We start from the raw sequence: 24075 nt of genomic DNA, 5'->3' as shown, positions 1-24075 counted from the left end.
ATTCTCCATTCTGTCGTTTTACACTCTGTATCGCGGTGCAGCCGGCTTAAACAAACAGGAAAAATCCGATGACTGCCGTCATAAAAAGCGCCGCCGCGTACGTTCCCGTCATCAGTGCGTTTGCTCTCCGGATATCCGCATATTCCACAGGCCGGTCTGCATCTCCGATTGTCGGTTTTTCGTACAGCCTGCCGAAGTAGCAGGCATTTCCGGCCAGCCGGATTCCCAGCACGCCGGCACAGACCGATTCTGTCTGGGCGGAATTGGGGCTTTTATGGTTATAGCGGTCCCGTTTGAATATCCGGATTCCCCCGGTGCCGCTGTAATGCCGGATTCCGGCTTCGTCTCCTTTTTTCAGCCGCCTTCCGGCTCCTTCTGCGGCTTCCAGGAAAAAGCCCGCCGCGATCATGAAGAATGCCGAAAGCCGGGCGGGGATGTAATTACATCCGTCATCCAGTCTGGCGGCTGTTCTTCCGAAGTTTATGTATCTGTCGTTTTTATAGCCAACCATGGAATCCATGGTATTGACCGCCTTATAGAGAAAGATCCCGGTTCCTCCTCCCAGCACCATATAAAAGAGCGGGGCGATGATCCCATCCGAGGTATTCTCTGCCACAGTCTCCACTGCGGCCTTCGTGATTCCCAGATCCGAAAGGCTGGCCGTATCCCTTCCTACGATCATGGAGACCGCCTTCCTGGCGCCTTCCACATCGCCGGCCGCCAGAGCGTCATACACCTTCATGCTTTCCTTTCTCAGGGAACGCCAGGCCATCATCTGTCCGCACATCACACTTTCCACGGCCAGTCCGGCCAGCGGATGGACCGCATAGGCCGCTGTCAGGATCAATGCAGCGGCAAGACCCGTGATAAGCAGGACCGAGGAGACCATCACCGCTCCCGCTCTTCTCTCCGACTTCGCGTCCGCCGGGAACCATTTGCGAAGCCGTGCTTCCAGCCATGCGATCAGAGTTCCAATGCCGCAGACCGGATGGGGAATCCTGCGCGGATCTCCAAACAGTGCATCGAGGGCGCAGCCCGCCAATGCAGCCAGTATATGGTAACGTATCATCTGTTCTCCTTCACTTCAGTCTGACGGCGATTCCGCAGATCATGCGGTACACCGCATCGGAATCCGCCGCCAGTATTTCAGCCGCCCTTCCGGCCGCCTCCCGCCACGCCCTCTCTTCCGGGTCTGCCGGGACGATTCCGCAGCCCAGCTCGTCTGCAGTAATCACGGCGTTGGGGTTCTTCTCCCCGATCGCGGCAATAAATTCATTGACATCCCGCTCTTCCCGGAGCAGCCGTCTCACAAAATAGTGAAATCCACTGATCACCGGCCGCTCGAAGGCCGTTTCAAACGGATCGCTCCGTCCGCAGGCCACCGGGACCGCTTTCTTTTCTGTTATGGAGCCGGCACAGCTTACGCGTTCTCCTGATTCCATCGTGACGAAATCGGCCGCAAGTGTTTCCGCAAACGCCGTTTTCCCCTGCCATGCTCCTCCAGTAATAAATATCATAGACACTCTCCCGCCTTCCATCTCATGTTCCGCTTATGCCAGTATCCCTCTGGAAACGGCCGCAAAGACTGCTGTCAGCACCAGCTCGCACACCTGAAGAAAATATCCGGCAAGATCTCCGGTAATTCCTCCAAATTCTTTTTTTGACATCCGGTAATAGTACAGAAACGTGAGCGCGGCTGCTGCGGCTGTCATGACGGCAGCTGCCATTCCACCTGTATACAGTATCCAGCACTCTGCGAAAGCGAGATACAGCCACATGGTGACCGCAACCGTCCTCTTCTGCGCCTGTCCGGAAAATGAGGCGGCAAGGCCGCTGTTCTTTGCCATGGGAAAGGTCACCACAGCAAGTCCGGAAAGCGCCCTCGTGATCACAAAGCTCCCGCCGTAGGCCGTCAGGATCACCGGCTTCATTTCCCCGAAAAACGCCGTATAGAGAAGCAGATAAACACCGCAGCCGATGATGGCAAACGCCCCTGTATGAGGGTCTTTTAAAATCTCCAGTTTTTTTTCAGCCGGCGCGTGCGAGGCTCTGGCATCCGTGACGTCGAGAAACCCATCCATATGAATTCCCCCCGTAACCATAAGAGGTACAAGAACGGGAAAGATTCTGGCCATCCAGTCCAGCTTCAGGGCCGTAAGCACCAGAACAGAACCGTATGTGATGGCGCCGATCACCACACCGATTAAAGGGAAGAAGCACATGGCGTATTTCATCCGCTCCTTCGTCCAGGCCACTGTGGGCATGGGAATTCTGGAGTACATGGAAAACGCGATTGCGAGGCTGCAAAACAGATTCATTGTTCATTTCCTCCCATTATAAAAATTATCTCTATTATCATACAACAAAACGGGGAATTCGTACAGAGAGCAGATATATTTTAAGAAAATTCTGGAATAATTTTTGAATGTGAATCCTCATCAGAGGGATGAAAAAAGGCCGGGGAGCTGCTGCGGAAAGACAGGCAGTACCTGCTTCCATACCGGGCTCTTTATATGCCCGGAGGGCCCCCCGGCCCGTCTTCGTCATTATTTGTGCTTTGTCCTGATTTCTTTTAAATAATTATAAACAGTAAAGTTTGTCACGCCCAGACACTCCGCCACGTACTCCACGGAGCCTTTCACATCGAAGACCCCTTTGCGCTCCAGATCATCCACCAGAGCCAGCTTGTCTTCCTTCTGCATGTAGGCCACCGGCTTATTCATAAGCGCCAGTTCGCTTCCGACCATCGCTTCCATAACCTCGGAAATATCCTGTGCGAACATTTCCTTTGGAACTTCATGCTCCTCACTCTTAAACTCCACCAGCCGCTCGAGCAGCCGGTTGGCCACCATAAAATCGGTCAGATCCTGGTTGATACAGAGCGAACCAATGATTTTTCCGTCATTGTCTCTGATGAAGATGGTCGAGGAACGCAGTACCCGGCCGTCAGGCATAACATTTTTGTAATTGATGCTGTCTTTTGCCTCATCCCCGTACTCTCTCAGCAATTGAATCAGATAATTCGTAGCCGGTCCCCCAATCTTTCTGTGGGTGATACATCCTTCTATTCCGACAATGGAGCTTTCCACATGACTTAAGTCATGCAGAATCACCTCATACCTGTCACCGAGCATCTGATGGATGCTCCTTAACATTGTTTGAATTACCTGAAGATTTTCGTGCATCATAAACTCTCCGTTTTTCTTATTTTTTTTCTTCCAGAAACATTTTTAATCCTGTTTCCAGCCGGTTTAAGCCTTCTTCCAGAATCTCGCGGCTGGTGGCAAAACAGATTCTCATGGCGCCTTCCGATCCCGGACCGAAGAACGTTTCTCCTCCCGGAACCAGCGCAAGGCCCGCATGTTCAATCAGATAATCGGTAAACTGGGCGGAAGGTACTCCCAGACCGCTGATATCCACATAGAGCAGATACGTAGCCTGCGGCTTATGGCAGCTGATGACCGGCATGCTGTTAATTCTCTCCACCGCATAATCCCGGTTCTTTACCAGATGGCTGATAAATTCATCTACCCAGTAGTAGCACTCCTTTAAGCATGTAATTCCTGCAATCTGAGAGACAGAGGCGATACCGCCCGCCGTCGTCATCACCGCAGACTTCTCTACAAGACGCTCAAACACCGCTTTGTCGGTGCAGTAGATCATTCCTGCCCGAAGTCCGGCTATCCCGAAGCTCTTGGAGAATCCGAATACGCTCATGACGCGTCCCGTCCGCTCTTCTCCGAGAGAGAGAATGCTCAGAAACTCCTGTTCCGGATATACAATATCAGACCAGATCTCATCATTCATGATGTACAGATCGTATTTCTCACAGAGGCTCATGATATGCTCCAAATCCTCCGGGCGGTACAGAACGCCATATGGATTGTGAGGATTACACAGCCCGATCATCTTCGTCTTCGGCGTAATATAACGTTCCAGTTCACTTAAGTCGATATAGCCGTCTTTCAGCTTTGCCGGGAACAGGACGGGCACGCCGCCTGCCGCAAGGCAGGACTCCTTAAACAGGTAATCCACCGGGTCAAATACGATCATTTCATCGCCTGGTTTTAAATATGTCTCAGCGATAATATACATCCCTCTGGCCGCACTGTCAATCGGAAGGATACAATCCTGGCTGATTTTCTCGTGCTTCCGCTCCCACAGCGCTCTGGAGGCCGCCTCCATAAACTCCGGATATCCCATCTTCGGTGTGTAGGAAAAATAGCCGTTGTCGACGTAATCCCGGAGCGCCTTCCGAATCTCCGGCGCCACCGGATAATCGGGATCGGCAGCAGTCAACGGAATGGTTCCCTCCGGCACCTCGGCCCAGCGGTAATTGTAGGCCCACTTTTTCAGCACATCCAGTTTTATATTATTTCCATCAAATAAAGCCATGGTCATCTCCTCTTCTATTCCTTATAGGCGATCGCTTCAATTTCGCACAGAACGTTCTTCGGCAGTGTCTTAACTGCAACGCAGGAACGTGCAGGACTGCTGACAAAATACGACTCATACACCTGGTTAAATACAGGGAAATCCGCCATATCCGCAAGGAAGCACGTGGTTTTAATCACACGCTCCATACTGCTTCCGGCCGCTTCGAGAACGGCCGCCACATTCTTACAGGACTGAGCAGCCTGCGTCTCAATGGAAGTCCCCTCTATCTCTCCCGTCGCCGGATTTACCGGAATCTGTCCGCTGGAAAACACCAGATTTTCAAATACCATCCCCTGTGAATACGGCCCAATCGCCTTCGGTGCGTTCTCTGTTACGATCTTGTTCATTGTTCTATCCTCCAAAAATTGTAATTGATTTTTATTCCATATCCAGATGGCAGGCCACCAGCGTGCCGTCGGCCATCTTTTTCAGTTCCGGCTTCTTTTCTTTGCAGATTTCCATACAGTAGCCGCATCTCGTATGGAACGGACAGCCGCTGGGCGGATTCACCGGACTGGGGATATCCCCCTGTAAGATGATCCGGTTTTTGCTGCCCTGTCCCTTTACATTGGATACCGCTGACAAAAGCGCCTTTGTATAAGGATGCCTCTGGTTCCCGTAGATTGCCTCCTTGGTACCCAGCTCGACGATATTGCCCAGATACATAACCATAACCCGGTCACAGAAATGCTTGATGATCCGCAGATCATGGGAAATAAACAGATAGGTCAGCTGGTACTCTTTTTTAATGTCCTGCATCAGATTGATTACCTGCGCCTGAATCGATACATCCAGGGCACTGACGGGTTCGTCGCACACGACGAATTCCGGATGAAGCGCTATCGCTCTCGCAATGCCCACACGCTGGCGCTGGCCGCCGGAAAATTCGTGAGGATACCGCAGGATATGCTCGGGACGCAGTCCCACGCACTCGATTAACTTCTCCACCTCGCGGTAGATATCTTCCTTTCTCATCTCCGGATGGTGAATCCAGAACGGCTCTGCCAGGATCTGAAATACCGTCTTTCTCGGATCCAGTGACGCATACGGATCCTGGAAGATAATCTGCATCTCCTTTCGTAAGGAGCGCATCTCTTTTCCCTTCATCTTTCCGATGTCTTTCCCCTTGTAGAGAACGCTTCCCTCCGTACAGTCGAGAAGCTTTAAGACCATACGGCCGGTGGTGGATTTTCCGCAGCCGGATTCCCCTACCACGCCCAGGGTCTCGCCTTTGTAAATATCAAAGCTGATATCATCCACAGCTTTTACAACCTTGCCTCTGTCACTGGTGGGGAAGTATTTTTTAATATTCTTTGCCTGAATCAGGATTTCACTCATGTTCATACCTCCTGCATCTGACTTCCCGCTGGTCTGAAAGCCTGGTTAACTGACTGTGGTTCTTTCCGCATTCTTCCGTATAATACTTGCATCTCGGGCCGAACCGGCAGCCGGAAGGCATATCGTAAAGGCTGGGAACCAGCCCCTCCAGGGTCTGAAGACGATCCACCTCCTGATCGATATCGGGGATGGAGGCCATCAGCCCCTCCGTGTAAGGATGCTTCGGATTATCGAAAAGCTGGCGCGTCTCCGCCTTTTCCACAATCTCCCCCGCATACATGACGACCACCTCGTCAGCCATCTCCGAAATCACACCCAGGTCATGGGTAATGAAGATGATGGCCATGCCCAGCTTATCCTTCAGCTCATTTAACAGCTCCAGGATCTGAGCCTGTATGGTCACATCGAGAGCCGTGGTCGGTTCGTCTGCGATCAGCAGCTCAGGGTTGCAGGACAGCGCCATGGCGATCATCACCCGCTGCCTCATTCCGCCGGACAGCTGATGCGGATACTCATCCACCCGCTTTTCCGCCTCCGGGATTTCTACCAGCTTCAGCAGCTCAATCGCCCGCTGGCGCGCCGCATTCTTGTCCAGACCGAGATGCAGCATCAATGCCTCCTCGATCTGATAACCGACGGTAAACACGGGATTTAAAGAGGTCATGGGTTCCTGGAAGATCATGGAGATTTTGTTTCCGCGAATCTTCCGCCGTTCTTTTTCCGAAAGCTTGCTTAAGTCCTCCCCGTGAAACAGGATTTCCCCGCCTTCATGCCTTCCGGTCACCGGATCCACCAGCCCCATAATCGATAAGCTGGTCACGCTCTTGCCGCAGCCGGACTCGCCCACGATGCCCAGCACCTTCCCCTTATCCAGGGAGAACGATACGCCGTCCACCGCCTTCGCACAGCCCGCATCCGTGTAAAAATATGTTTTTAATTCCTTAACTTCCAATAAGCTCATTAACGGTCTCCTTTCCTAGTCAATATGAATCTCATGCGGCGTATGGGAAAGGTTTTCCACTCCGCTTTCCGTCACCAGAACGTCATCCTCCGTGCGCACACCGCAGACTCCCGGAAAATAGAGGCCCGGCTCTATGGTAAATATCATATTCGGCTTCAGTACCGTGTCCTTTCCGATCTGGACTCTTGGACATTCGTGGATCTGCAGGCCGATTCCATGCCCCAGTCCGCGAAGCGCGTAGTCATCCAGCCCCTCTCTGATAAATACCTCCCTGTGAGCCGCCTCCACTTCGTTTACGTGCACGCCCGGCCGCACCGCTTCCACGGCCCGTTTTCCGGCTTCCAGAACCAGATTGAAAATTCTCATATTCTCCCGGGAAATATCGCCGAAAAGCAGCGTCCGCGTCATATCGGAACAGTAACCGTCGTACATGACTCCAAAGTCAACGACCACCATATCACCGTTCTCAATGACCTTGTCCGTCGGAAATCCGTGCGCCATGGCTCCCCTCGCCCCGGAGGCGACAATGGTTCCAAAGCTCATGGCCTCGGCGCCCTCCCGGTTCACCAGATAATGAAGTTCATCCGCTAAATCCTTTTCTGTCATGCCGGTCTTCAGCCTGGGAATCAGCCGGTCAAAGCCCGCCTCGGCGCGCCGGATGGCCTCCCTTACGGCTTCTGTTTCCCATTCGTCCTTCACCATGCGCAGTTCCAGGAAGTACTCATCCTCCAGTACGGTCCTGTGGTCCCCTAAGTACTCCTTCAGGGAAAAATATTCCCCGGCAGTCATACTGCTTTCCATGACGGAGGAAGTGATTCCAAGGCGCTTCATGGTGTCCGCCACCAGTCTCAGCCGGTCCTGGCTGTGCTCCACGATCTCGCAGTCCACAGTCTGCTCCTTCGCCTGGGTCGTGTACCGCTTATCCGTTATGAGAACGACATGGGTCCGTGTGACGATAAGGTAACCGCTGCTCCCTGTAAATCCACAGAAATACCTGCGGTTTTCATACGAAGTGATCAGGGCCCCCGCAAGGCCGTGATCCTCAAGGTAAGCTCTGAGGCCCGACAGCCTCTTTTCATATTGTGTCTTCTTCATCTAAACTCCTGTTCCGCAGTTACTTCTTCTGTCTTGCGTCAAACGCGTCTCTTAAGCCGTCACCGATAAAATTGATGCTCAGTACTGCCAGGAAGATACAGACTCCCGGCGGCACCCACTGCCACGGGCGCAGCGTCAGCGTGGATAAGTTATTGGCACTCATCAGCATATTTCCCCAGCTGGCTGTCGGCATCTGGACACCGACGCCCAGATAACTTAAGGAAGCTTCTGTCAGGATGGCCCTCGCCATCTGAAGAGTGGCTTCCACGATAATCGGAGCCATGATATTGGGGATGATATGATGAAAAATGGTCCGTCCATCCGTCGCCCCCAGTGAGATGGAGGCCTGAACGTATTCCAGTTCACGGACCCTTAAAATCTCGCCCCTGACAAACCGCGCCGTCCCGGTCCAGTTGCAGAGGCCGATGATAATCATAATATTATAGATGCTGGGCTTTAAGATCGTTGCGATGATGATAACCAGGAACAGCACCGGAAAGCAGTAGACCACATCAACCACACGCATGATGAAGGTATCCACCCAGCCGCCGAAATAACCGGCCAGCGCACCTAAAAGAATACCGATGCCGGTGGAAATGCCGACAGCCACCACGCCAACACTCATGGAGACTCTCGCTGCATAGATCACCCGGCTGAAGGTGTCACGCCCCAGGCTGTCCGTTCCCAGGATCGTACCGCTCTTGGCCGGAGAGCTGTTTTTCAGAATGAGGCCGTTTGCGTCGGTTAAGGACACATACGGATCGTTCTGAACGATGAGGGGTGCCAGAATGGCCGCTGCGATCATGAGAAGAATGATGATGCTTCCAATCAGTGCCAGTTTATTTTTGCTGAACCGCTTCCACGCATCCGTTTTGAAGAGATTGGTCCGTCTTTTATATGTAATTTTTTTCTCCATGGAAGCCTCCTTAGTATCGTATTCTCGGGTCAACGAAGGAATAAAGGATATCCGCGACGAGATTGCCCACGAGAACCAGAATCGCCGTAAACAGAGTCAGTCCCATCAGCACCGCGTAGTCTCTGTTTGCGATGGCGTCAACGCCCAAAAGCCCCATACCCGGCCAGCTGAACACCTTTTCTGTGATATAGGCGCCCCCGAACAGGTTCGGAATGGATAAGCCGAAGATGGTGATAACCGGAATCAGGGAATTCTTCAGTGCGTGGCGGTAGATCACCACCTTTTCCGAAAGTCCTTTGGCCCTGGCCGTGCGGATATAATCCTGATTCAGCGTTTCTACCATGCTCGACCGGGTAAAGCGCATGACCGTGGCTAAATTGGCCAGGGACATCACCAGAGCGGGCATGACTAAGTATTTCATCTTGTTGAGAAAGAGGGCCATCCCGGTTCCCTTAAAGGTGGTATCGCCAAATCCGGACGTCGGAAACCATTTCAGCTTAATGGCAAAGATATAGATTAAACCCATGCCGAAGAAGAAGCTGGGAATCGATATTCCGATAAAGGAGAAAATGGTGAGGCCGTAATCTCCGGCCGAATACTTATGGGTTGCTGAGTAAACCCCCAGCGGTATCCCAATGACAAAGCTTAAAACAAACGCAGTTACCGTGAGCAGCAGCGTCGCCGGAAGCCGTTCCAGTATCATGGCAAGAACCTGCTGGCCTGAGTTGGTGCTGTAACCGAAATTCCCCTGCAGCAGCTCTCTCAGCCAGTTGACATACTGAATGATGATCGGCTTATTTAAGCCCATCGCTTCCTTGGCCCTCAGTATGGATTCCGCCGAAGTACGCGGATTAATCATGTTGGCCAGGGGGCCGCCCGGCGCCAGTTTCATGATAAAATAGGTCAGTATTGTAATACCGAACACCACGGGAATTGACTGTATTAACCGTTTTCTTATGTATTTTCCCATCGATAACCTCCTGATCTTATTGGTGGACTGCAGCCTTCACCTGTGGGATAAACAGATCGGAGCTGACCTCTGTATACTCCATCTGCCCCTTGATGTGAGACTTATAATGTTCATACCGTCCCAGTGTCAGTCCGTCGCATTCCGCATCCGTCTCGGAAAAATCAAGCGCCACACGCTTCGGATTCAGCCGTTCCAGAAGGCCGGCTACCGCGCTTTCGTAATCCTGGTAGCGGACTACCTCATCAAACAGGCCGGATTCCTCCACGTCCTGAGCGTCTATGGTAGATGCCACGCCGTACCGTTTTCCTTCCTTTGTAAAGAAAAATGCTCCGGATCCCACGGTATCGACTCCGGGAATAAACCGGGTCATCTTATCGCTTCCTTCGCTGGTAATGATTAAATACAAGTCAATGTCCAGTTCTTTCAGTTTTTCAGTCACATCATGGATCACACGATTATGAAATTCAAAGTTCTTCATTTTTACCTCCATTTTATGTAATAGCAGGCCGCTCTTTCACGGCTTACAAACAGTTTTTCTCAATGAAACGGTCCAGTACCCTGCAGCCAAAGAGATAGGATTCCGTGGATATGCTTTCATCATTTCCATGAACCTTCGGCAGCACTACGTCAAAGGAGTCGTCCATCAGAAGAGGGGAGCAGCCATAAACCATACTTCCTTCCGAACCGAAAAAGCGGCCATCCGTGCGCCCCAGCGCAAGCATGGGAAGAACCTCACAGGAGAAGCCTTCCTCTCTGCTGATGGTCTTTAAGTCCTCGATCACGCTTTTTAGAGCAGAGTTGTCGAAATTGCTTTCGAAGCCTCTCTCAAAGCTCATGATTTCATACTGTACCCCATCCGTTACATGGCGTCTTATAAACGCTTCAATCTCCTCTTCCCGGGTTCCCGGAAGGACTTTAAATTCCAGAACCACTTCCACCGCGGCCGGAATCACATTGCTCCGGTCTCCAATCCGGTAATCCCGGAGCCCGATGGTATTCTGGCCAGAGTACCCGAAAATGTCGGCTGCCACCGGGTTGTCGCAGTCACGGCTTCCCAGAATCCGCGCCATGGTCTCCTGTGTCGCGTGGCTTCCAAAGTCCAGCTCCGCCTCCGCGCCAAAGACTTCCTCCAGCACGGCGGCAAGCTTTAAAATGGCCTGATCGCCGCCGGGCGCGCTGGCGTGGCCGCCGCGTCCCGAAGCCGAAAGCTTTACCTTGCACACGGCCTTTTCTCCCACCGTCACCATCATATAGTCTTTTCCGTTAATCCGAAGGGGAAAACCACCGCCTTCGTTGATGACTGCGGCATGCACAAACAGGTCCGGTTTTGCCTCTTTTACGTACTCCATGCCGAATGTACTTCCCGCTTCCTCATCGATGGTTGCCAGGAAATAGACGTCGCGCTTCAGCTTCCGCCCCGACCGTTTCAGGTTCAGAAACGCGTTCAGCTCCATCACGGTCAAATGCTTCGTATCCAGCGTTCCCCTGCCATAGATCCTGCCTCCGTCTTCCACTCCGCCGAACACCGGCCAGTTCCATTTGTCAGCATCGCCATCCACCACATCGACATGGGAGATCAGCACAAGGGGCTCCTTTTCCGGCTTCTCGGCCGGTAAATGAGCGAGAAGATTTAAGCGTTCCGGATCCTTATAAATCCGCTCTGTCTCAATTCCCTCTTCCTTTAAGATCTCTTCGAGGTACATGATGGCTTCCTTCTCGGAGGGAGAAGCGGTTACCGAGGGAATAGAAATGAGATGAATCAGTGTCTCTTTCACATTATCCATGAATTAAGCCTCTCTGTACGGAATCTCGATTAATGCAGTCTGGCGTTTGCTGATGAGCCTGCATCCGTCATCGGTCAGGATTACATCATCCTCGATGATCGCGCAGGGAAGTCCATCCGGCTGAAGTACGGTCGGTTCCAGCGCGTAGATCTCATTCTTTCTTAAAACGCCCTGGCAGCTGACCTTGGCCTTGTTTGGCCCGAGGGTCGTTCCGCCGTCGTGCACTTCTAACCCCACCTGATGGCCTACGGAATGAGGAATATTGGGATAACCGCTGTCCAGAATGGACTGTCTTCCAACCGCGTCCACCTCGTAGCCCTTCATGCCCGGTTTGATCACCTTCATAACCTCACCGACAGCGCGGATGGCCCCGTTTGCACAGTCGGTGACCTCCTTCGGAGCATGCTTCTCGCCCGGTTTTAAGAAGTACATGGTGCGCGCAATATCGGAGGTATAGCCGTTAAAGCGGATGCTGAAGTCGATCACCAGCATATCACCCGGCATACAGATATTCTTCGCGTTCGGCTTCCTGTGGGACATGCCGCCCTTGACGAGAAGAACCAGCGGATATTCCGGCGGATTTCCGAAAGCGGTGACTACGTTCCGCTTCGCACACTCTTCCATCATGATCTCTCCCACATCGATTTCACTGAGTCCTACATGGAGACGTTCAAAAAGTGCGTCGTATATATTGGTCGTCAAACGGCTGCACTCCTCCATAATGGCAACCTCGCTGGGAGTCTTTACCGCGCGGAGTTCTTCCAGCATCCGGTAGCTTCCGGTCTTTAACGCCTTCATGCGGTCCTCCCCCAGCGCGCCGCATACTTTTTTATAGAGCCCCAGCCCAAGACCGTCACAGCGGGAATCCTCGGTGGAGTCGTTGACCGCGATCCGGTTTGGCTTCTTTTCGTCACATACTGCTGTAAATTCCTTCATAATGGTGTCCGGCGTCACCGTCTTCACACAGGTAAAGATCCCGGAGGCTTCATAAACCGCCGCATCGGACGCTTCCGCAAATGCCATCCGGTCTCCTTCTGCTGTCAGCACAAACAGGACCTCATTCTTCGTATCGGTATTGAACATCAGTTCCAGCGACGGATCCTGATTCTGCCTGGAATAAAACATCCACATATCGATCTGATTTTCTTTTAACATCTGGACTGCACGGTCCATCTTCTCAACCGCTACATTTTTTCTGTCTACCATAATGTTCCCCTTCTTCCTTTTTTACAATTATTCATTCACCGTGACTGCCGCAGACTGCCTGACGGACTGCACGTTCAAGAACCCGGCATCCAAACAGCACCGATTCCCGGTGAATCTTTTCATCGACGCCGTGAACCATGGAAACGGCCTGATCAAAGGTCATATCCCAGGGAAGCACCGGACTGTAGCCGTATACCTTCGCCTTCATGGGCACCAGGAAACGGCCGTCGCTGGATCCCATGGAAATGAACGGAAGCAGCTCCGCCCGTTTTCCGGCTTCTCCCAGTTCCATCCTTGTCGCTTCCTCCAGGCAGCCGATCAGCCCGCCTTCCGGCTGGCTTTCATAGCCCTCGCTGAAGGATAAAATCCGGCAGTCCGCATCCCATTTTTCCGCCAGACTGTCCGTAAGTTCTTTCAGATATTCGGTTCCGTAACCTGGCAGAAGCCGCACATCGCAGATCACCTTCACCTCGCTGCTGTTTTTCCCCTGTATCATGGTTATGGTCATGGTATTCCGGTTCATGGCCGTTAAAATATTGTTCATAACCGGGGAAAGTACCTCTCCGAGACGAGCGGCGTCCTGCCCTGCATCCGGTTCACCGTGACTGCCGCCGTCCACGCATTGGGAAAGCCGTTGTTCAAAGTGCGCGACCGTAGGCAGCTTCCTCTGCTCCAGTTCCATGGACCCGATATCGGCCACCAGCTTCATGGCTCTTACCATCCCGTCTCCGCTTCCGAAGAACGGCCCTTTTGCCAGTCTGGCCGCCACCGTAAATTCCACGGTGCCGCATCCCTTCTGCCCCGACTCACATAAGTAAAAAGCCGTATCTCCCACCAGAATCGGGAAGCCTCCGCCTTCGCTGATTACCTCACTGTTTTCAAAGAGCTCTCTTCCTGTGATGGAACGGCTTCCTGCCGGGATGGTTTCCTCCAGAAATGCGGAAAGCCCGCAGGCGCTTCCGCTCTCCTCATCACAGGTCACCAGAAGGAAGACATCCCGTTTCCTCTGTTCTCCATTTTCCGCCAGCGCCAGAAAAGCCGCCAGTTCCATGACCGTCAGCTGCTTCGTATCCACGGTGCCGCGTCCGTAGATATAACCGTCCTCCTCCACCGCGGCAAAGGGCGGATGCTTCCACTGGGACTCCTTGGCCAGAACCACGTCAATATGGCTCATAAGAATCAGCGGCCGGTCCGCCGCTTCATCCTCAGCCGAATCCCGCTCAGGTCCGGCGCCCTCATCCATATGGAAGGAAGCCGGAAGGCAGGCCAGGAGATTTCCCCTGCCGGGAGCACTCTCGTAAATCTTCGAATTGATCCCTTCCTGTTCAAGAATCTGCTGAATGTAATCAAGCGCCATTTTTTCATTTCCCGGTGGATTTGTGGTATCGATTCTGACCAGATCCTTTAAAACTTCTGTATAATCGTATTTCATTTGCCTCTCCATTGGTGAAATGGCCCAAAACAATGTGCTTTGGGCCATTTCACCTCATTCATTTAGTTCCGCAGGCAGCGGTATTTTAGACTTATTGAGCCACGCTCCATTTTTCGATCTGGAAGGTAATTCCACGGAAGTCTGCTGCAAAGTTCTGTACCTTCTCGCTGACTCCTGCAAGGCTCTTCTTACCGTATAACGGAATCCACGGCACATCTTCGGAAATCAGCTTGCCGATCTCATGGTAGCATTCTGCTCTCTCCTCAGGCTTTGTGCTGTAGAGCTGCTTTTCGAATAATTGATCAACCTCAGGATTGCTGTATGTAACGAAGTTCCAGGTACCTGGCGCATCAGCTGTGGTTAAGTACATTCTATACTCGTCCGGATCGGCCTCCATGCCGAAGCCTAAGGTGTAGCAGGCAAAATCGTCTGCCGTTACGCGGCGCGGGCTGCCGCTGTCATCAGATGGGAACAGCTTCGTATAAGCCAGTGTGGAGAAATCCTGCTCGATGATCTCCATCTCCACGCCGATTTCCTTCCACTGCTGCTGGATCAGCTGCGCAACGGAATTGCCGTCCGTGCTGGTTACAAGATCATAGGTCAGATGAAGTGTTTTTCCATTCTTCTCGTAAAATCCGGTTGATGCGTTCATGGTGTATCCGGCCTCTTCCAAAAGGGATTTTGCTTTTGCCGGATCATACGGATACTTTGTCACATCGTCGCTGTAGGTCCAGTGATTGCTCGGGAAGATGCTGTCCTGAACGTAGCCGCTCTCCCCATAGACGGTCGCTACAATCTTGGCTTTGTCAATACCGTAAGCCAGGGCCTGGCGTACCTTTAAATCGCTTAAATCTTCATTTAACTGGTTTAAGCCGATATAATATACGCTTAACATATCATACGTTTCCACTCTGACTCCGCCCATCGCCTCTACGGTCTCGATCTCTGAAGCGCTTAAGCCGTACAGTACATCCAGCTCGCCATTGATCAGGGACGCCGTCAGTGTAGTCTCATCACCAAACTTCACATAGACACGGTCAATGCTTGGCTTTGCACCGAAGTAGTCCTCGTTCTTCTCCAGTTCAATGTACTGGCCGGATTTCCACTCAACGAATTTATACTTGCCGGTTCCGATCGGGTGACGGTTAAAATCGTCGGTATCCCATGTGCCCGGATCCACATCTCCCAGAATGTGCTTCGGCAGAATACACGTATACATGTTTCCGATAAATGCGGCGTTCGCCTCTTCCAGTTCCACAACAACCGTCTTGTCATCCGGTGTCGTAATGCCGGAGACGCTGTCCGCGCTTCCCTCCTGGTACGCCTTGGCGCCGACGATGGAGACGATACGGCTGTCTGCGCCGCCCTTGTAGGTCGGTGCCGCTAAGGATGTCAGTGTAAATGCAACGTCCGCAGAAGTAAACGGTTCTCCGTCATGCCATTTGACGCCATCTCTCAAATGGAAGGTGTACGTTCTGCCGTCGTCCGACACATCCCAGCCTTCCGCCAGAGCCCCTACATAGTTCAGTTCTTCATCCGGAATTACCAGATAATCAAAGATCATACACTGAACATTGCTGTCCGGTGTTCTCGGCTGAATCGTCGGGTTTAAGTTGGCTACCTCAGAGGTCTGGCCAATCTGCACCACGGTTTCTTCCCCCGTATTTCCCGCTTCCGATCCCGCTTCAGCCTGAACGGTTCCACCCCCGTTCGTCTCTGTCGTGCCGCCGCCTCCGCTGCATGCGGTTGTAAGAGCCATCGCTGACAGTAATATTGCTGCAAGTACACTTCTACGTTTTCTCATAACTAATCCTCCTATGACCGTCACTTTAGTTCACTAAAGCAAATATTTACAAAAAATGCAGAAAATGAACTCCATTTTCTGCTTCTTTGCATTTGTTGGGATTAGTATAACAATAATGTCGTTTCTTGTCAATCCATTAATTTTAAGTATTCAAATTTTTTAGTAAATAAACTTTTTTAGTAAATTATCTGTAATTTTTTTAGCTGCTTCCTTACAAAATTTAAGAGGGGACCGCCAGATGGTCTTCATCGTCTCCGGCAAATGGTCTGTTCTCCCTCACTCCTCCTTCGATGAAGCCAGGCTGACAGCGTACTTGATCAGCTGTTCCATGCTGTACCGCTTCTCGCGGGGAACGTCCTGGAAATTAATCGGAAGTACAGGAATTGTCTCACCTGTTATCAGGTAATTTAAGTCAATATCCATGGTCTCATTCAACAGAGCCAGTTTTTCCAGGGCAATACTGCTCTCTCCCCGCTCAATTTTTCCATAGAACGCTTTCGTAATGCCGAGACATTCCGCCATCTTATCCTGAGTCCAGTTTTTTTCCAGTCTGATCTGCCTTAAGCGGTTTCCCATTTCGCGCAGCAGCTCCTCTTTGTTTCGTCCGCCCTTCGCAGCGCGTCCCGGGCCCTTCACTTCGGTCTGTTCTAATGGAAAATTCCGTACTCGCGGCTGATTTTTACTTCTGTTATCGTTCATGTAAAATAAATCCTTCCTGATGTAAAATACTTCTTTTATTATTTTACATGAAATAATCAGTATTTGGAACTCACGCTGAGTAGTCCTAAAACTCCATTTATGGTATTTTTTTCCATTTATTTCCGTGATATCAAAAAGCAGGAAAGCTAACGGCGATCCCGTTAACGTTCCTGCTCAGTTTTTATTCATAACCGGACATGCTTTTCCCCGAAACAATCACCGGGCCTTTTGGAAAATTTCCAGACTCCGCTCCAGGATTCCCTTCATCTGTGCGATGACCATACCGTAATTTGTAAAGGGAACGCCTGCATCCCCCGCACACTTCATGCGGTATCTGACTTCTCTTTCATTGAGCATGCATCCGCCGCAGTGAATTACCAGACGGTATCCGGACAGATCTTCCGGAAAGCTTCGCCCGGAGGAAGTTTCAATGATCACATTTTTACCTGTATAGTTCTTAATCCAGGCCGGAATTTTTACCGTACCGATATCATTGCACTGCCTGTGATGGGTGCAGCCCTCCGATATGAGAACCCGGTCCCCATCCTGCAGCCGGTCCACGGCCTTCACTCCGCTCGCCGCCGTCTCCAGAAAGCCTTTGTATCTGGCCATCAGAACGGAAAATGAAGTGAGCAGCACATGATCCGGCACCACCGCAGCCACTTCAGAAAACGCCTGGCTGTCCGTGATGACCAGATCCGGATCCCGGCCCAGTTTCTTAAGCGCGGCCGAAAGCTCCGTGTCGCGCACTGCGACGGACAGGGCGCCCGCCTCCAGAATATCCCGGATGGCCTGCTGCTGGGGCAGAATCAGCCGCCCCTTTGGCGCCGCTTTATCTATAGGGACCACTAAAACCACAAGATCCAGTGGTTTTAAGAAATCACCGACCAGACGGCAGCCATGTTCCTTCTCCTTTACAAGGCCGGCGATCTTTTCCTTTAACTCCTGTATGTGGTAGCTGGTTTCGGCGCTGACAGTGATACCGTTCTCTTCTGTCTGTTCTTCTGCCGTGCATTGCCCCCCGTGAGACTCGTTCTTCTCCAGCAAATCCCACTTATTATAGGCAATCAGAAAAGGAATCTCTTTTTCCTTAAACAGGGAGAGCAGTTCTTCATCGGCCTTCGTCTTTCCCTGAAGAGAATCGACCACCAGCACCGCACAGTCCGCCCGGTTTAAAATCTCCCTGGTCTTTTTCACACGCAGCTCTCCGAGAGCGCCCTCATCGTCAAAGCCCGGAGTATCGATAATCACCACAGGGCCCATCGGCAGCAGCTCCATGGATTTATAGACCGGGTCCGTGGTTGTCCCCTTAATATCAGAGACCACCGACAGTTCCTGGCCCGTGACCGCGTTTACAATACTGGATTTTCCCGCATTGCGGCGGCCAAAAAAGCCGATGTGGAGGCGCTCTCCACCCGGTGTATCATTAAGTCCCATCATTCTTCACCCCGCAGTTCTTCCAAATTTGCCGTTCCGGCGGACCGCACCTTATCAGAACCGGAAGTCGCGGATTCCCTGTTCAATCTGATCCAGATGATCCTTACAGATCTCCCGCACCTTATCCTTCGGTATATTGGCCAGCTCCGCTTCTATGAGTTTTTCTCCAATGGCCTCCGTATCCTCAGAAGCGTAATCCATCAAAAATTCTTTTAATGTCATTAGTGCGTTGGGATGACAGCAGTTCTGGATCTGTCCGCTCTTACAGAGGCTCATGAAACGGTCTCCGGTCCTGCCTTCCCGATAGCAGGCGGTACAGAAGGACGGAATGTATCCCATCTCCATCAGCCAGCGGACCACCTCGTCGAGACTCCTCTGATCCGAAACATCAAACTGCTCCGTATCGGTCGGACGAATCTCTTCCTGATAACCGCCCACACTCGTTCTGGATGCGCCGCTGATCTGGGATACGCCGAGGCGGATCACTTTTTCTCTCACCTCCTGGCTCTCCCTCGTGGATATGATCATTCCCGTATATGGCACGGCAAGACGGATCAGTGCGCAGAGTTTTGCAAAGATGTCGTCGCTAATGCTGTTGTCAAATGCGCTGGGATCGATGTCGTCGGCATGCTTGATACGCGGAACGCTGATGGTGTGAGGTCCCACGCCGTGAACCGCCTCCAAGTGCTCGGCATGCATCAGAAGACCGGCGAATTCATATTTGTAGAGTTCCAGTCCAAACAGTACCCCAAGGCCCACATCATCGATTCCGCCCTCCATGGCCCGGTCCATCGCCTCGGTATGGTAGGCGTAATCGTGCTTCGGTCCCGTCGGATGGAGCACTTCATAGCTCTCCTTGTGATACGTCTCCTGAAACAGAATATAGGTGCCGATTCCCGCGTCCTTCAGCTTCCTGTAGTTCTCAACCGTGGTTGCGGCGATATTGACATTCACACGGCGAATGGCTCCATTTTTATGCTTTATGGAATAAATGGTATCAATACATTCCAGTATGTATTCGATGGGATTCCTCACCGGATCTTCCCCCGCCTCAATGGCCAGACGTTTATGGCCCATGTCCTGAAGAGCAATCACTTCCTTTGCCACTTCCTCCTGCGTCAGTTTTTTGCGGGCGATGTGTTTGTTCTTTCCGTGGTACGGACAGTAGGTGCAGCCATTGATACAGTAGTTGGATAAGTAGAGAGGGGCAAACATGACAATACGGTTTCCATAGAATTTCTTCTTGATTTCTTCCGCCAGGCCATACATTTCCTCAATTTTATCCGGCATCTCGCAGGCCAGCAGCACGGAGGCCTCCCTGTGGCTCAATCCCTTTAACTGCCTTGCCTTTTCGATGATCGAGTCGATCAGTTCCCTGTTTTCTTTGTTTTTTTCCGCATAGTCAAGTGTCTCGAGGATCTCCTCGTGTGAGATAAATTCCTCCGCTTTTAATGATTCTGGATTATACATGATTCCTTCCTTTCTTCCGGGTCAGCGAGTGCTTTTCCGTCAGTTCATAATTTTTATATTACAAGACTGTCGCCTCGTGAGACGGCAATCCCATAACCAATTTTACTTAAGGATTCCCTTAAAAGATTCAGGCTCTCCGCAGCCTCGGAGCCGGAGGACAGCTTGTTGTCGTAGAGCATATACTTTTTGCGGACGCCTGCCGGGGACAGATTCGGCATAACCACATTGGCCCCGCTTAAGATTCCGGCTTCCCTGCCGCCCTCCGTCACGGTACCCAGCGCCGTGGTGGCCGGCAGCAGCACCTTCGGCATCATCAGACGGATGATGGACAGTAAATACAGTGTAAGTTCTGCAGTCCCATTTTTCCTGTCGCGAAACGGAGTGTCCTTATGAGAGAGAAACGGACCGATCCCGATCATGTGGGGACCGAACTCCTTCATAAACCGCAGATCCTTAACCATCATAGCCGCCGTCTGGTATGGTGACCCAACCATAAAGCCGCATCCGGTTTGATAACCGATCTCCTTCAAATCCCTAAGTGCTGCCATCCGATGATCAAAGCTCATCGACTCCGGGTGAAGCATTCCGTAATGGCAGCGATCAGCGGTTTCATGTCGGAGCAGGTAACGGTCTGCGCCTGCGTCATAGAGACGCTGGTAGCTTTCGAAGCTTCGCTCCCCTGCCGACAGGGTAATCGCACAGTCCGGAAACCGCTGACGGATTGACGATACTATGGTACAGAGACGCTCGTCCGTAAAGTAGGGATCTTCACCTCCCTGGAGCACAAACGTCCGAAACCCCAGGCCATAACCGGCTTCACAGCAGGACAGAATCTCTTTCTCTGTCAGCCGGTAGCGCTCCGCCTCCCGGTTACTTCTCCTGATCCCGCAGTAGTAGCAGTCATTTTTGCAGTAATTCGTAAATTCGATCAGTCCGCGAATGTAAACGACGCGTCCATACATCCGCTCACACAGCGCCCTTGCTTCCTGTTTCAAAAACTGTGCCGTCGCTTCGTCACGCTCCGTGATCAAAGTGTATAACTCCTCATCCGGCAGATCGTGATGCTCCGCCAGACGTACGGCCGGGTCCATGATCTTTCCCGCGGTCTCACTCATGACTTTACTCCTGATCATGACTTTACTCCTGAATAAGCAGTTTTTGAGCTGACTCCTTTCAGCTTTCCGACCTTACCGGAAAGGGCCGATATAATACTCTGGGGCGCATCCACTGCAATGCTGATAATGCTGATCTTCTTTTCATGGTAGGGAATTCCCATCCGACCGATGATATACTGGCGGTATTCATGGAGAATTTCATTGAGTTCTTCCACGGATTCCTCCTCTTCCACCACAATTCCCACTACTGCGATTCTTGTTTCCATCGTAACACCTCCGGGATTTTATAATACTTCATGTCAGTGGGGGATACCGGTTTCTCTCCGCCCGCCACTGCCGTTAAACTTGTTCCTGGCGTCCCATTCCTCCCCCTGCAAAGGCGGGGGAATTCTCGCTTGTTTTGTTAAAATAAAAATGCCGTACCCCAAAAAGGTACGGCAAGAACAGAATGCCCTCTGCACTCCATGTTATCTTTCTTAATCTCAAGCCGAACCTTTCACCTCAAAACATGTTTTCAGCGTCAGGATACAGTAACAGCATATCACGGCCTGGCAATATTTTCAATTGTTTTTCTGCCTTTTACAAAATTAGCCTCGAAGGAACCGTCAGCTTATGAATATAAGACCTTTCTTTCCACTTTTTGTAATCTCTGCTCTACATTATCCTGCCGTTTCATAAGAATTTCCACAGCCTCACTGCTGTATCGCACGGATGTCATATAATTACGCAGATCCAGTATTTTTTTATCGACCTCTTCAAATCTGCGGTTAAGCCTCTGCTCTGTGGAATCTATTTCTGATAAAATCAAATTCATTTCGTGCCTCAGGCCATCGTTTGTCACAAAAGACTTCAAATCGTCTTTTGTTGCAAATGACTTCAAATCGTCTTTTGTTGCAAACGACTTTAAATCGTCTTTTGTCGCAAAGGGCTTCAAATCGTCTTTTGTTGCGAAGGACTTCAAATCGTCTTTTGTTGCAAAGGACTTCAAATCGTCTTTTGTCGCAAAGGGCTTCAAATCGTCTTTTGTCGCAAAGGGCTTCAAATCGTCTTTTGTTGCGAAGGACTTCAAATCGTCTTTTGTTGCAAAGGGCTTCAAATCGTCTTTTGTTGCAAAGGACTTCAAATCGTCTTTTGTCGCAAACCCCTCCATTTTGAGCAGGAGCAAATCAAGTTTTTCGCTGTCTGTCATATGCACACCTCCATATGAGTAAACTGAATCGTACTTTGCCAATCCAATTATCGGTTTCCATTAACATGTATTCATGTATATTATACTATATTCAAGCGTATAAAGTCTATAGAATTTTTCATGTTTTATGTTCAAACTCATGTTCCTGCCATCTGGTTATCATCATACAACGGCACAGCATTTGTTTATTAAGGTTTACACCGTCCGCAAGGCTCATAGCCCTGTGCGATCGCCTCTTCCCGGCTTCCGGTGAAGCTTTGTTTGCTTGATTCATTCATCTGAGAAACACTGGAACAGGAAGGATCGTGAAATTTATGAGTATTGGTATTGAAAATATAAGTATTCTCCTGCTGCCCGGCAGCATCGGCATGATAATCTGTATTACTGTCCTCTGACAGGTTGCTGTCTCCGGTCGCATAGTCTATGGCAACTCCCGGCTGGACATTATAGACAAATACACAGAATAAGATTCCATCGCCCTCGTCCTCAACGGATTCCGCCTCCATCAGGACGCCGTCTGCAACCAGATTATCCCCTTCAAAAACAGGGGTTACACGGTACAGGACATGATTTTTCGTCTCCTTGACATAGTCGGCTACCATATTCTCAAACGGCAGCATGCCATCCACATTCATATACCGGGTTCCCGTGATCAGATTCCTTTCATTGGCATTCTCCCCGGTCAGCTGAAAGCCGATTAAATGGCACCGGTTATAGAGATACTTCCCATCTACGAAATCGTATTTCACGGTCTGCCAGCCTGAGGGCTTTACCTGCCCGATGGAACCGCGTTTTTCTGTCGGCATTAAGTCTGTGCCAACATTGGCAAAAGCCGTACCACATCTTCCAAGGCTGTCTAAATCACTGTAAGTCTCAAATGATTCCGTGGAATAATCCGACTGATCGAAGTAAGGGATATTACCGTTTACTGCAGCATACGCCGCACCCGAAAAGACAGGAATATCCGATACTGAAAACTGCTTTGGCCCCGTGCTTCCCACAAGCTCTGTCTCATTCGCCAAAACTCCGGCTGTATAACCGCTTCCGCCCGTCTGAACAGGCGCCGGCGCACACCCGGAAAGAAACAGTGCCGCCATCAATAAAACTGCAATATAAGTCCTTATTCTCTTCATCTTTTATACACTTCTTTTATTATTTTTTCGTGGGAGCTTCCCTCAAATTCCTCGGATTCTGTCATACTCCACCCGCGAGACAGGATTTCCACAGGGAAATAAAAATCTGCAGGATAACTGCGGTTCCATCGAAACAGAACGATCGCTTCAAGTTCTGCTTCATAGGGCAGAATATCCCTGTCCTCCACAAAACAGTACTCCCCGCGTCCTGCCCTTTCCAGAAAATCCGGTCCGACCGCCAGCTGATCCCGGCTCTCCCCCGGAAACAGCCGGTAAGAATACTCACTCATCCAAAGCCTGCTGCTCTCTGCACATCGAAGCACCCGTTCAATCACCGCACGGTCTCTGCTCTGGCGGCGATGATTGAACATCATGCCGTTATGATCATCGATACACACCATGACTATCATCTTATTCGCTCCCTTAATCGTTTATGCTGTTCTGGCTCACCGGATGCCTGATTACCGTCTTCATACGCTCCCGTGGAACCTTCCTCGGGTCACTTAAGTATATCTCATGGTGACGCCGAGTCTCGGAGAAATCGTTCACATAACCGTGTTCTTCCAGATAGCGGTCCATCTTCGCAACGGTTGCCGGTTCCTCGTCGAAGCTTCCGATATGAAGGCACTGGACGCACCGGCCTTCTGAAACCGTGATCAGTTCTGCCGGTCCCATATCGATCCCCTTCTTACGCTGCGCCTCCTCCTTCGCCCAGGAAAACACCTCTTCCGTGACGAAATCCGGCACTCTTATGATGGAGATCCAGTTAAATCCGGACTTATTTCTGTAATCAACGCCCGGTACACCGCCTTCCATCCACCAAAACCCTTCCAGGGGAGGAACGACGTACTCGAAGAAACCGTCAATCTTCCGGCTCCCTTTATAGCTCATCTTAATCGTATAGGATATCCCGTACAGAACTGCAATCGCTCTCCCATACTCGCCGCCTTCCTCATTGGGATTCCCACAGCCTCTCACTGCCGCATACTGCATCGGCGGGACATCTATGACTGAAGGTGTATCTTTCGGAAGATAGAGTGCCCTGTACTCTTTTTTATAATCAAATGCTGTCATACTGCTTCCTCCTTT

The 24075-nt window shown here is 51.1% G+C and carries 25 protein-coding genes; all 25 read right to left on the bottom strand.

Features of this window, described 5'->3' with window-relative positions; all coding sequences use genetic code 11:
* Positions 1–46 precede the first annotated feature (46 nt).
* Entirely contained in the window at positions 47–1069 is a 1023-nt protein-coding gene (gene cbiB, locus NE473_RS03860) for an adenosylcobinamide-phosphate synthase CbiB (RefSeq protein ID WP_055650061.1), read from the bottom strand.
* A gap of 10 nt (positions 1070–1079) precedes the next feature.
* Positions 1080–1517 (bottom strand): bifunctional adenosylcobinamide kinase/adenosylcobinamide-phosphate guanylyltransferase, encoded by a 438-nt coding sequence (locus NE473_RS03855; RefSeq protein WP_022033697.1) that lies wholly within the window; start codon positions 1515–1517, stop codon positions 1080–1082.
* Positions 1518–1550: 33 nt separating this feature from the next.
* A complete protein-coding gene (locus tag NE473_RS03850) occupies positions 1551–2318 on the bottom strand; it encodes an adenosylcobinamide-GDP ribazoletransferase (protein WP_055650059.1) in 768 nt (255 codons plus the stop codon).
* 228 nt (positions 2319–2546) lie between these two features.
* On the bottom strand, positions 2547–3185 hold the full coding sequence (locus NE473_RS03845) for a helix-turn-helix transcriptional regulator (protein ID WP_256265166.1): 639 nt from the start codon (positions 3183–3185) through the stop codon (positions 2547–2549).
* Between the two features lie 19 nt (positions 3186–3204).
* On the bottom strand, positions 3205–4395 hold the full coding sequence (locus NE473_RS03840) for an aminotransferase class I/II-fold pyridoxal phosphate-dependent enzyme (protein WP_022033700.1): 1191 nt from the start codon (positions 4393–4395) through the stop codon (positions 3205–3207).
* 14 nt (positions 4396–4409) lie between these two features.
* A complete protein-coding gene (locus NE473_RS03835) occupies positions 4410–4784 on the bottom strand; it encodes a RidA family protein (protein ID WP_006777268.1) in 375 nt (124 codons plus the stop codon).
* 31 nt (positions 4785–4815) lie between these two features.
* The gene (locus NE473_RS03830; protein ID WP_022033701.1) at positions 4816–5775 is read right to left on the bottom strand and encodes an ABC transporter ATP-binding protein; all 960 of its coding nucleotides are present in this window, start codon (positions 5773–5775) and stop codon (positions 4816–4818) included.
* Positions 5768–6736: an ABC transporter ATP-binding protein gene (locus tag NE473_RS03825; protein WP_006777266.1), complete on the bottom strand. Its 969-nt coding sequence runs from the start codon at positions 6734–6736 to the stop codon at positions 5768–5770. The genes NE473_RS03830 and NE473_RS03825 overlap by 8 nt, the downstream gene beginning before the upstream one ends.
* A gap of 15 nt (positions 6737–6751) precedes the next feature.
* Positions 6752–7831 (bottom strand): M24 family metallopeptidase, encoded by a 1080-nt coding sequence (locus tag NE473_RS03820; RefSeq protein WP_055650057.1) that lies wholly within the window; start codon positions 7829–7831, stop codon positions 6752–6754.
* Positions 7832–7850: 19 nt separating this feature from the next.
* Entirely contained in the window at positions 7851–8747 is an 897-nt protein-coding gene (gene opp4C, locus NE473_RS03815) for an oligopeptide ABC transporter permease (RefSeq protein ID WP_022033703.1), read from the bottom strand.
* Positions 8748–8757: 10 nt separating this feature from the next.
* On the bottom strand, positions 8758–9717 hold the full coding sequence (locus tag NE473_RS03810; RefSeq protein ID WP_022033704.1) for an ABC transporter permease: 960 nt from the start codon (positions 9715–9717) through the stop codon (positions 8758–8760).
* Between the two features lie 16 nt (positions 9718–9733).
* Positions 9734–10195, bottom strand: coding sequence for an aminopeptidase P family N-terminal domain-containing protein (locus NE473_RS03805; RefSeq protein ID WP_022033705.1), 462 nt, complete (start codon positions 10193–10195; stop codon positions 9734–9736).
* Between the two features lie 43 nt (positions 10196–10238).
* A complete protein-coding gene (locus NE473_RS03800) occupies positions 10239–11501 on the bottom strand; it encodes a M20/M25/M40 family metallo-hydrolase (RefSeq protein WP_055650056.1) in 1263 nt (420 codons plus the stop codon).
* Between the two features lie 3 nt (positions 11502–11504).
* Positions 11505–12707: a M24 family metallopeptidase gene (locus tag NE473_RS03795; RefSeq protein WP_055650055.1), complete on the bottom strand. Its 1203-nt coding sequence runs from the start codon at positions 12705–12707 to the stop codon at positions 11505–11507.
* A gap of 31 nt (positions 12708–12738) precedes the next feature.
* The gene (locus NE473_RS03790) at positions 12739–14139 is read right to left on the bottom strand and encodes a M20/M25/M40 family metallo-hydrolase (RefSeq protein ID WP_242866118.1); all 1401 of its coding nucleotides are present in this window, start codon (positions 14137–14139) and stop codon (positions 12739–12741) included.
* 91 nt (positions 14140–14230) lie between these two features.
* Positions 14231–15943, bottom strand: coding sequence for an ABC transporter substrate-binding protein (locus tag NE473_RS03785; protein WP_022033709.1), 1713 nt, complete (start codon positions 15941–15943; stop codon positions 14231–14233).
* A gap of 276 nt (positions 15944–16219) precedes the next feature.
* Positions 16220–16642: a helix-turn-helix domain-containing protein gene (locus NE473_RS03780; RefSeq protein WP_055650053.1), complete on the bottom strand. Its 423-nt coding sequence runs from the start codon at positions 16640–16642 to the stop codon at positions 16220–16222.
* Positions 16643–16858: 216 nt separating this feature from the next.
* Positions 16859–18079 (bottom strand): [FeFe] hydrogenase H-cluster maturation GTPase HydF, encoded by a 1221-nt coding sequence (gene hydF / locus NE473_RS03775; protein ID WP_055650099.1) that lies wholly within the window; start codon positions 18077–18079, stop codon positions 16859–16861.
* A gap of 54 nt (positions 18080–18133) precedes the next feature.
* Entirely contained in the window at positions 18134–19549 is a 1416-nt protein-coding gene (gene hydG / locus NE473_RS03770) for a [FeFe] hydrogenase H-cluster radical SAM maturase HydG (protein ID WP_055650052.1), read from the bottom strand.
* 53 nt (positions 19550–19602) lie between these two features.
* Complete coding sequence (hydE, locus tag NE473_RS03765) at positions 19603–20682, bottom strand: [FeFe] hydrogenase H-cluster radical SAM maturase HydE (RefSeq protein ID WP_172682253.1); 1080 nt, start codon at positions 20680–20682, stop codon at positions 19603–19605.
* On the bottom strand, positions 20679–20930 hold the full coding sequence (locus NE473_RS03760) for a TM1266 family iron-only hydrogenase system putative regulator (RefSeq protein ID WP_006776790.1): 252 nt from the start codon (positions 20928–20930) through the stop codon (positions 20679–20681). Before NE473_RS03760 ends, hydE begins: the two co-directional genes overlap by 4 nt.
* A 344-nt stretch (positions 20931–21274) precedes the next feature.
* Complete coding sequence (locus tag NE473_RS03755; RefSeq protein ID WP_055650051.1) at positions 21275–21853, bottom strand: hypothetical protein; 579 nt, start codon at positions 21851–21853, stop codon at positions 21275–21277.
* Positions 21854–22041: 188 nt separating this feature from the next.
* A complete protein-coding gene (locus NE473_RS03750; RefSeq protein ID WP_055650050.1) occupies positions 22042–22986 on the bottom strand; it encodes a DNA/RNA non-specific endonuclease in 945 nt (314 codons plus the stop codon).
* On the bottom strand, positions 22983–23396 hold the full coding sequence (locus NE473_RS03745; RefSeq protein WP_006776786.1) for a hypothetical protein: 414 nt from the start codon (positions 23394–23396) through the stop codon (positions 22983–22985). The genes NE473_RS03750 and NE473_RS03745 overlap by 4 nt, the downstream gene beginning before the upstream one ends.
* 13 nt (positions 23397–23409) lie before the next feature.
* Entirely contained in the window at positions 23410–24060 is a 651-nt protein-coding gene (locus tag NE473_RS03740; protein ID WP_055650049.1) for a GyrI-like domain-containing protein, read from the bottom strand.
* Between the last annotated feature and the right edge of the window lie 15 nt (positions 24061–24075).

Source organism: Hungatella sp. SL.1.14, from assembly GCF_024460495.1.
In the GTDB taxonomy this organism is placed as follows: domain Bacteria; phylum Bacillota; class Clostridia; order Lachnospirales; family Lachnospiraceae; genus Hungatella; species Hungatella hathewayi.
Note: the sequence above shows the minus strand (reverse complement) of the source record. Positions and strands in the feature narration are given on the sequence as shown.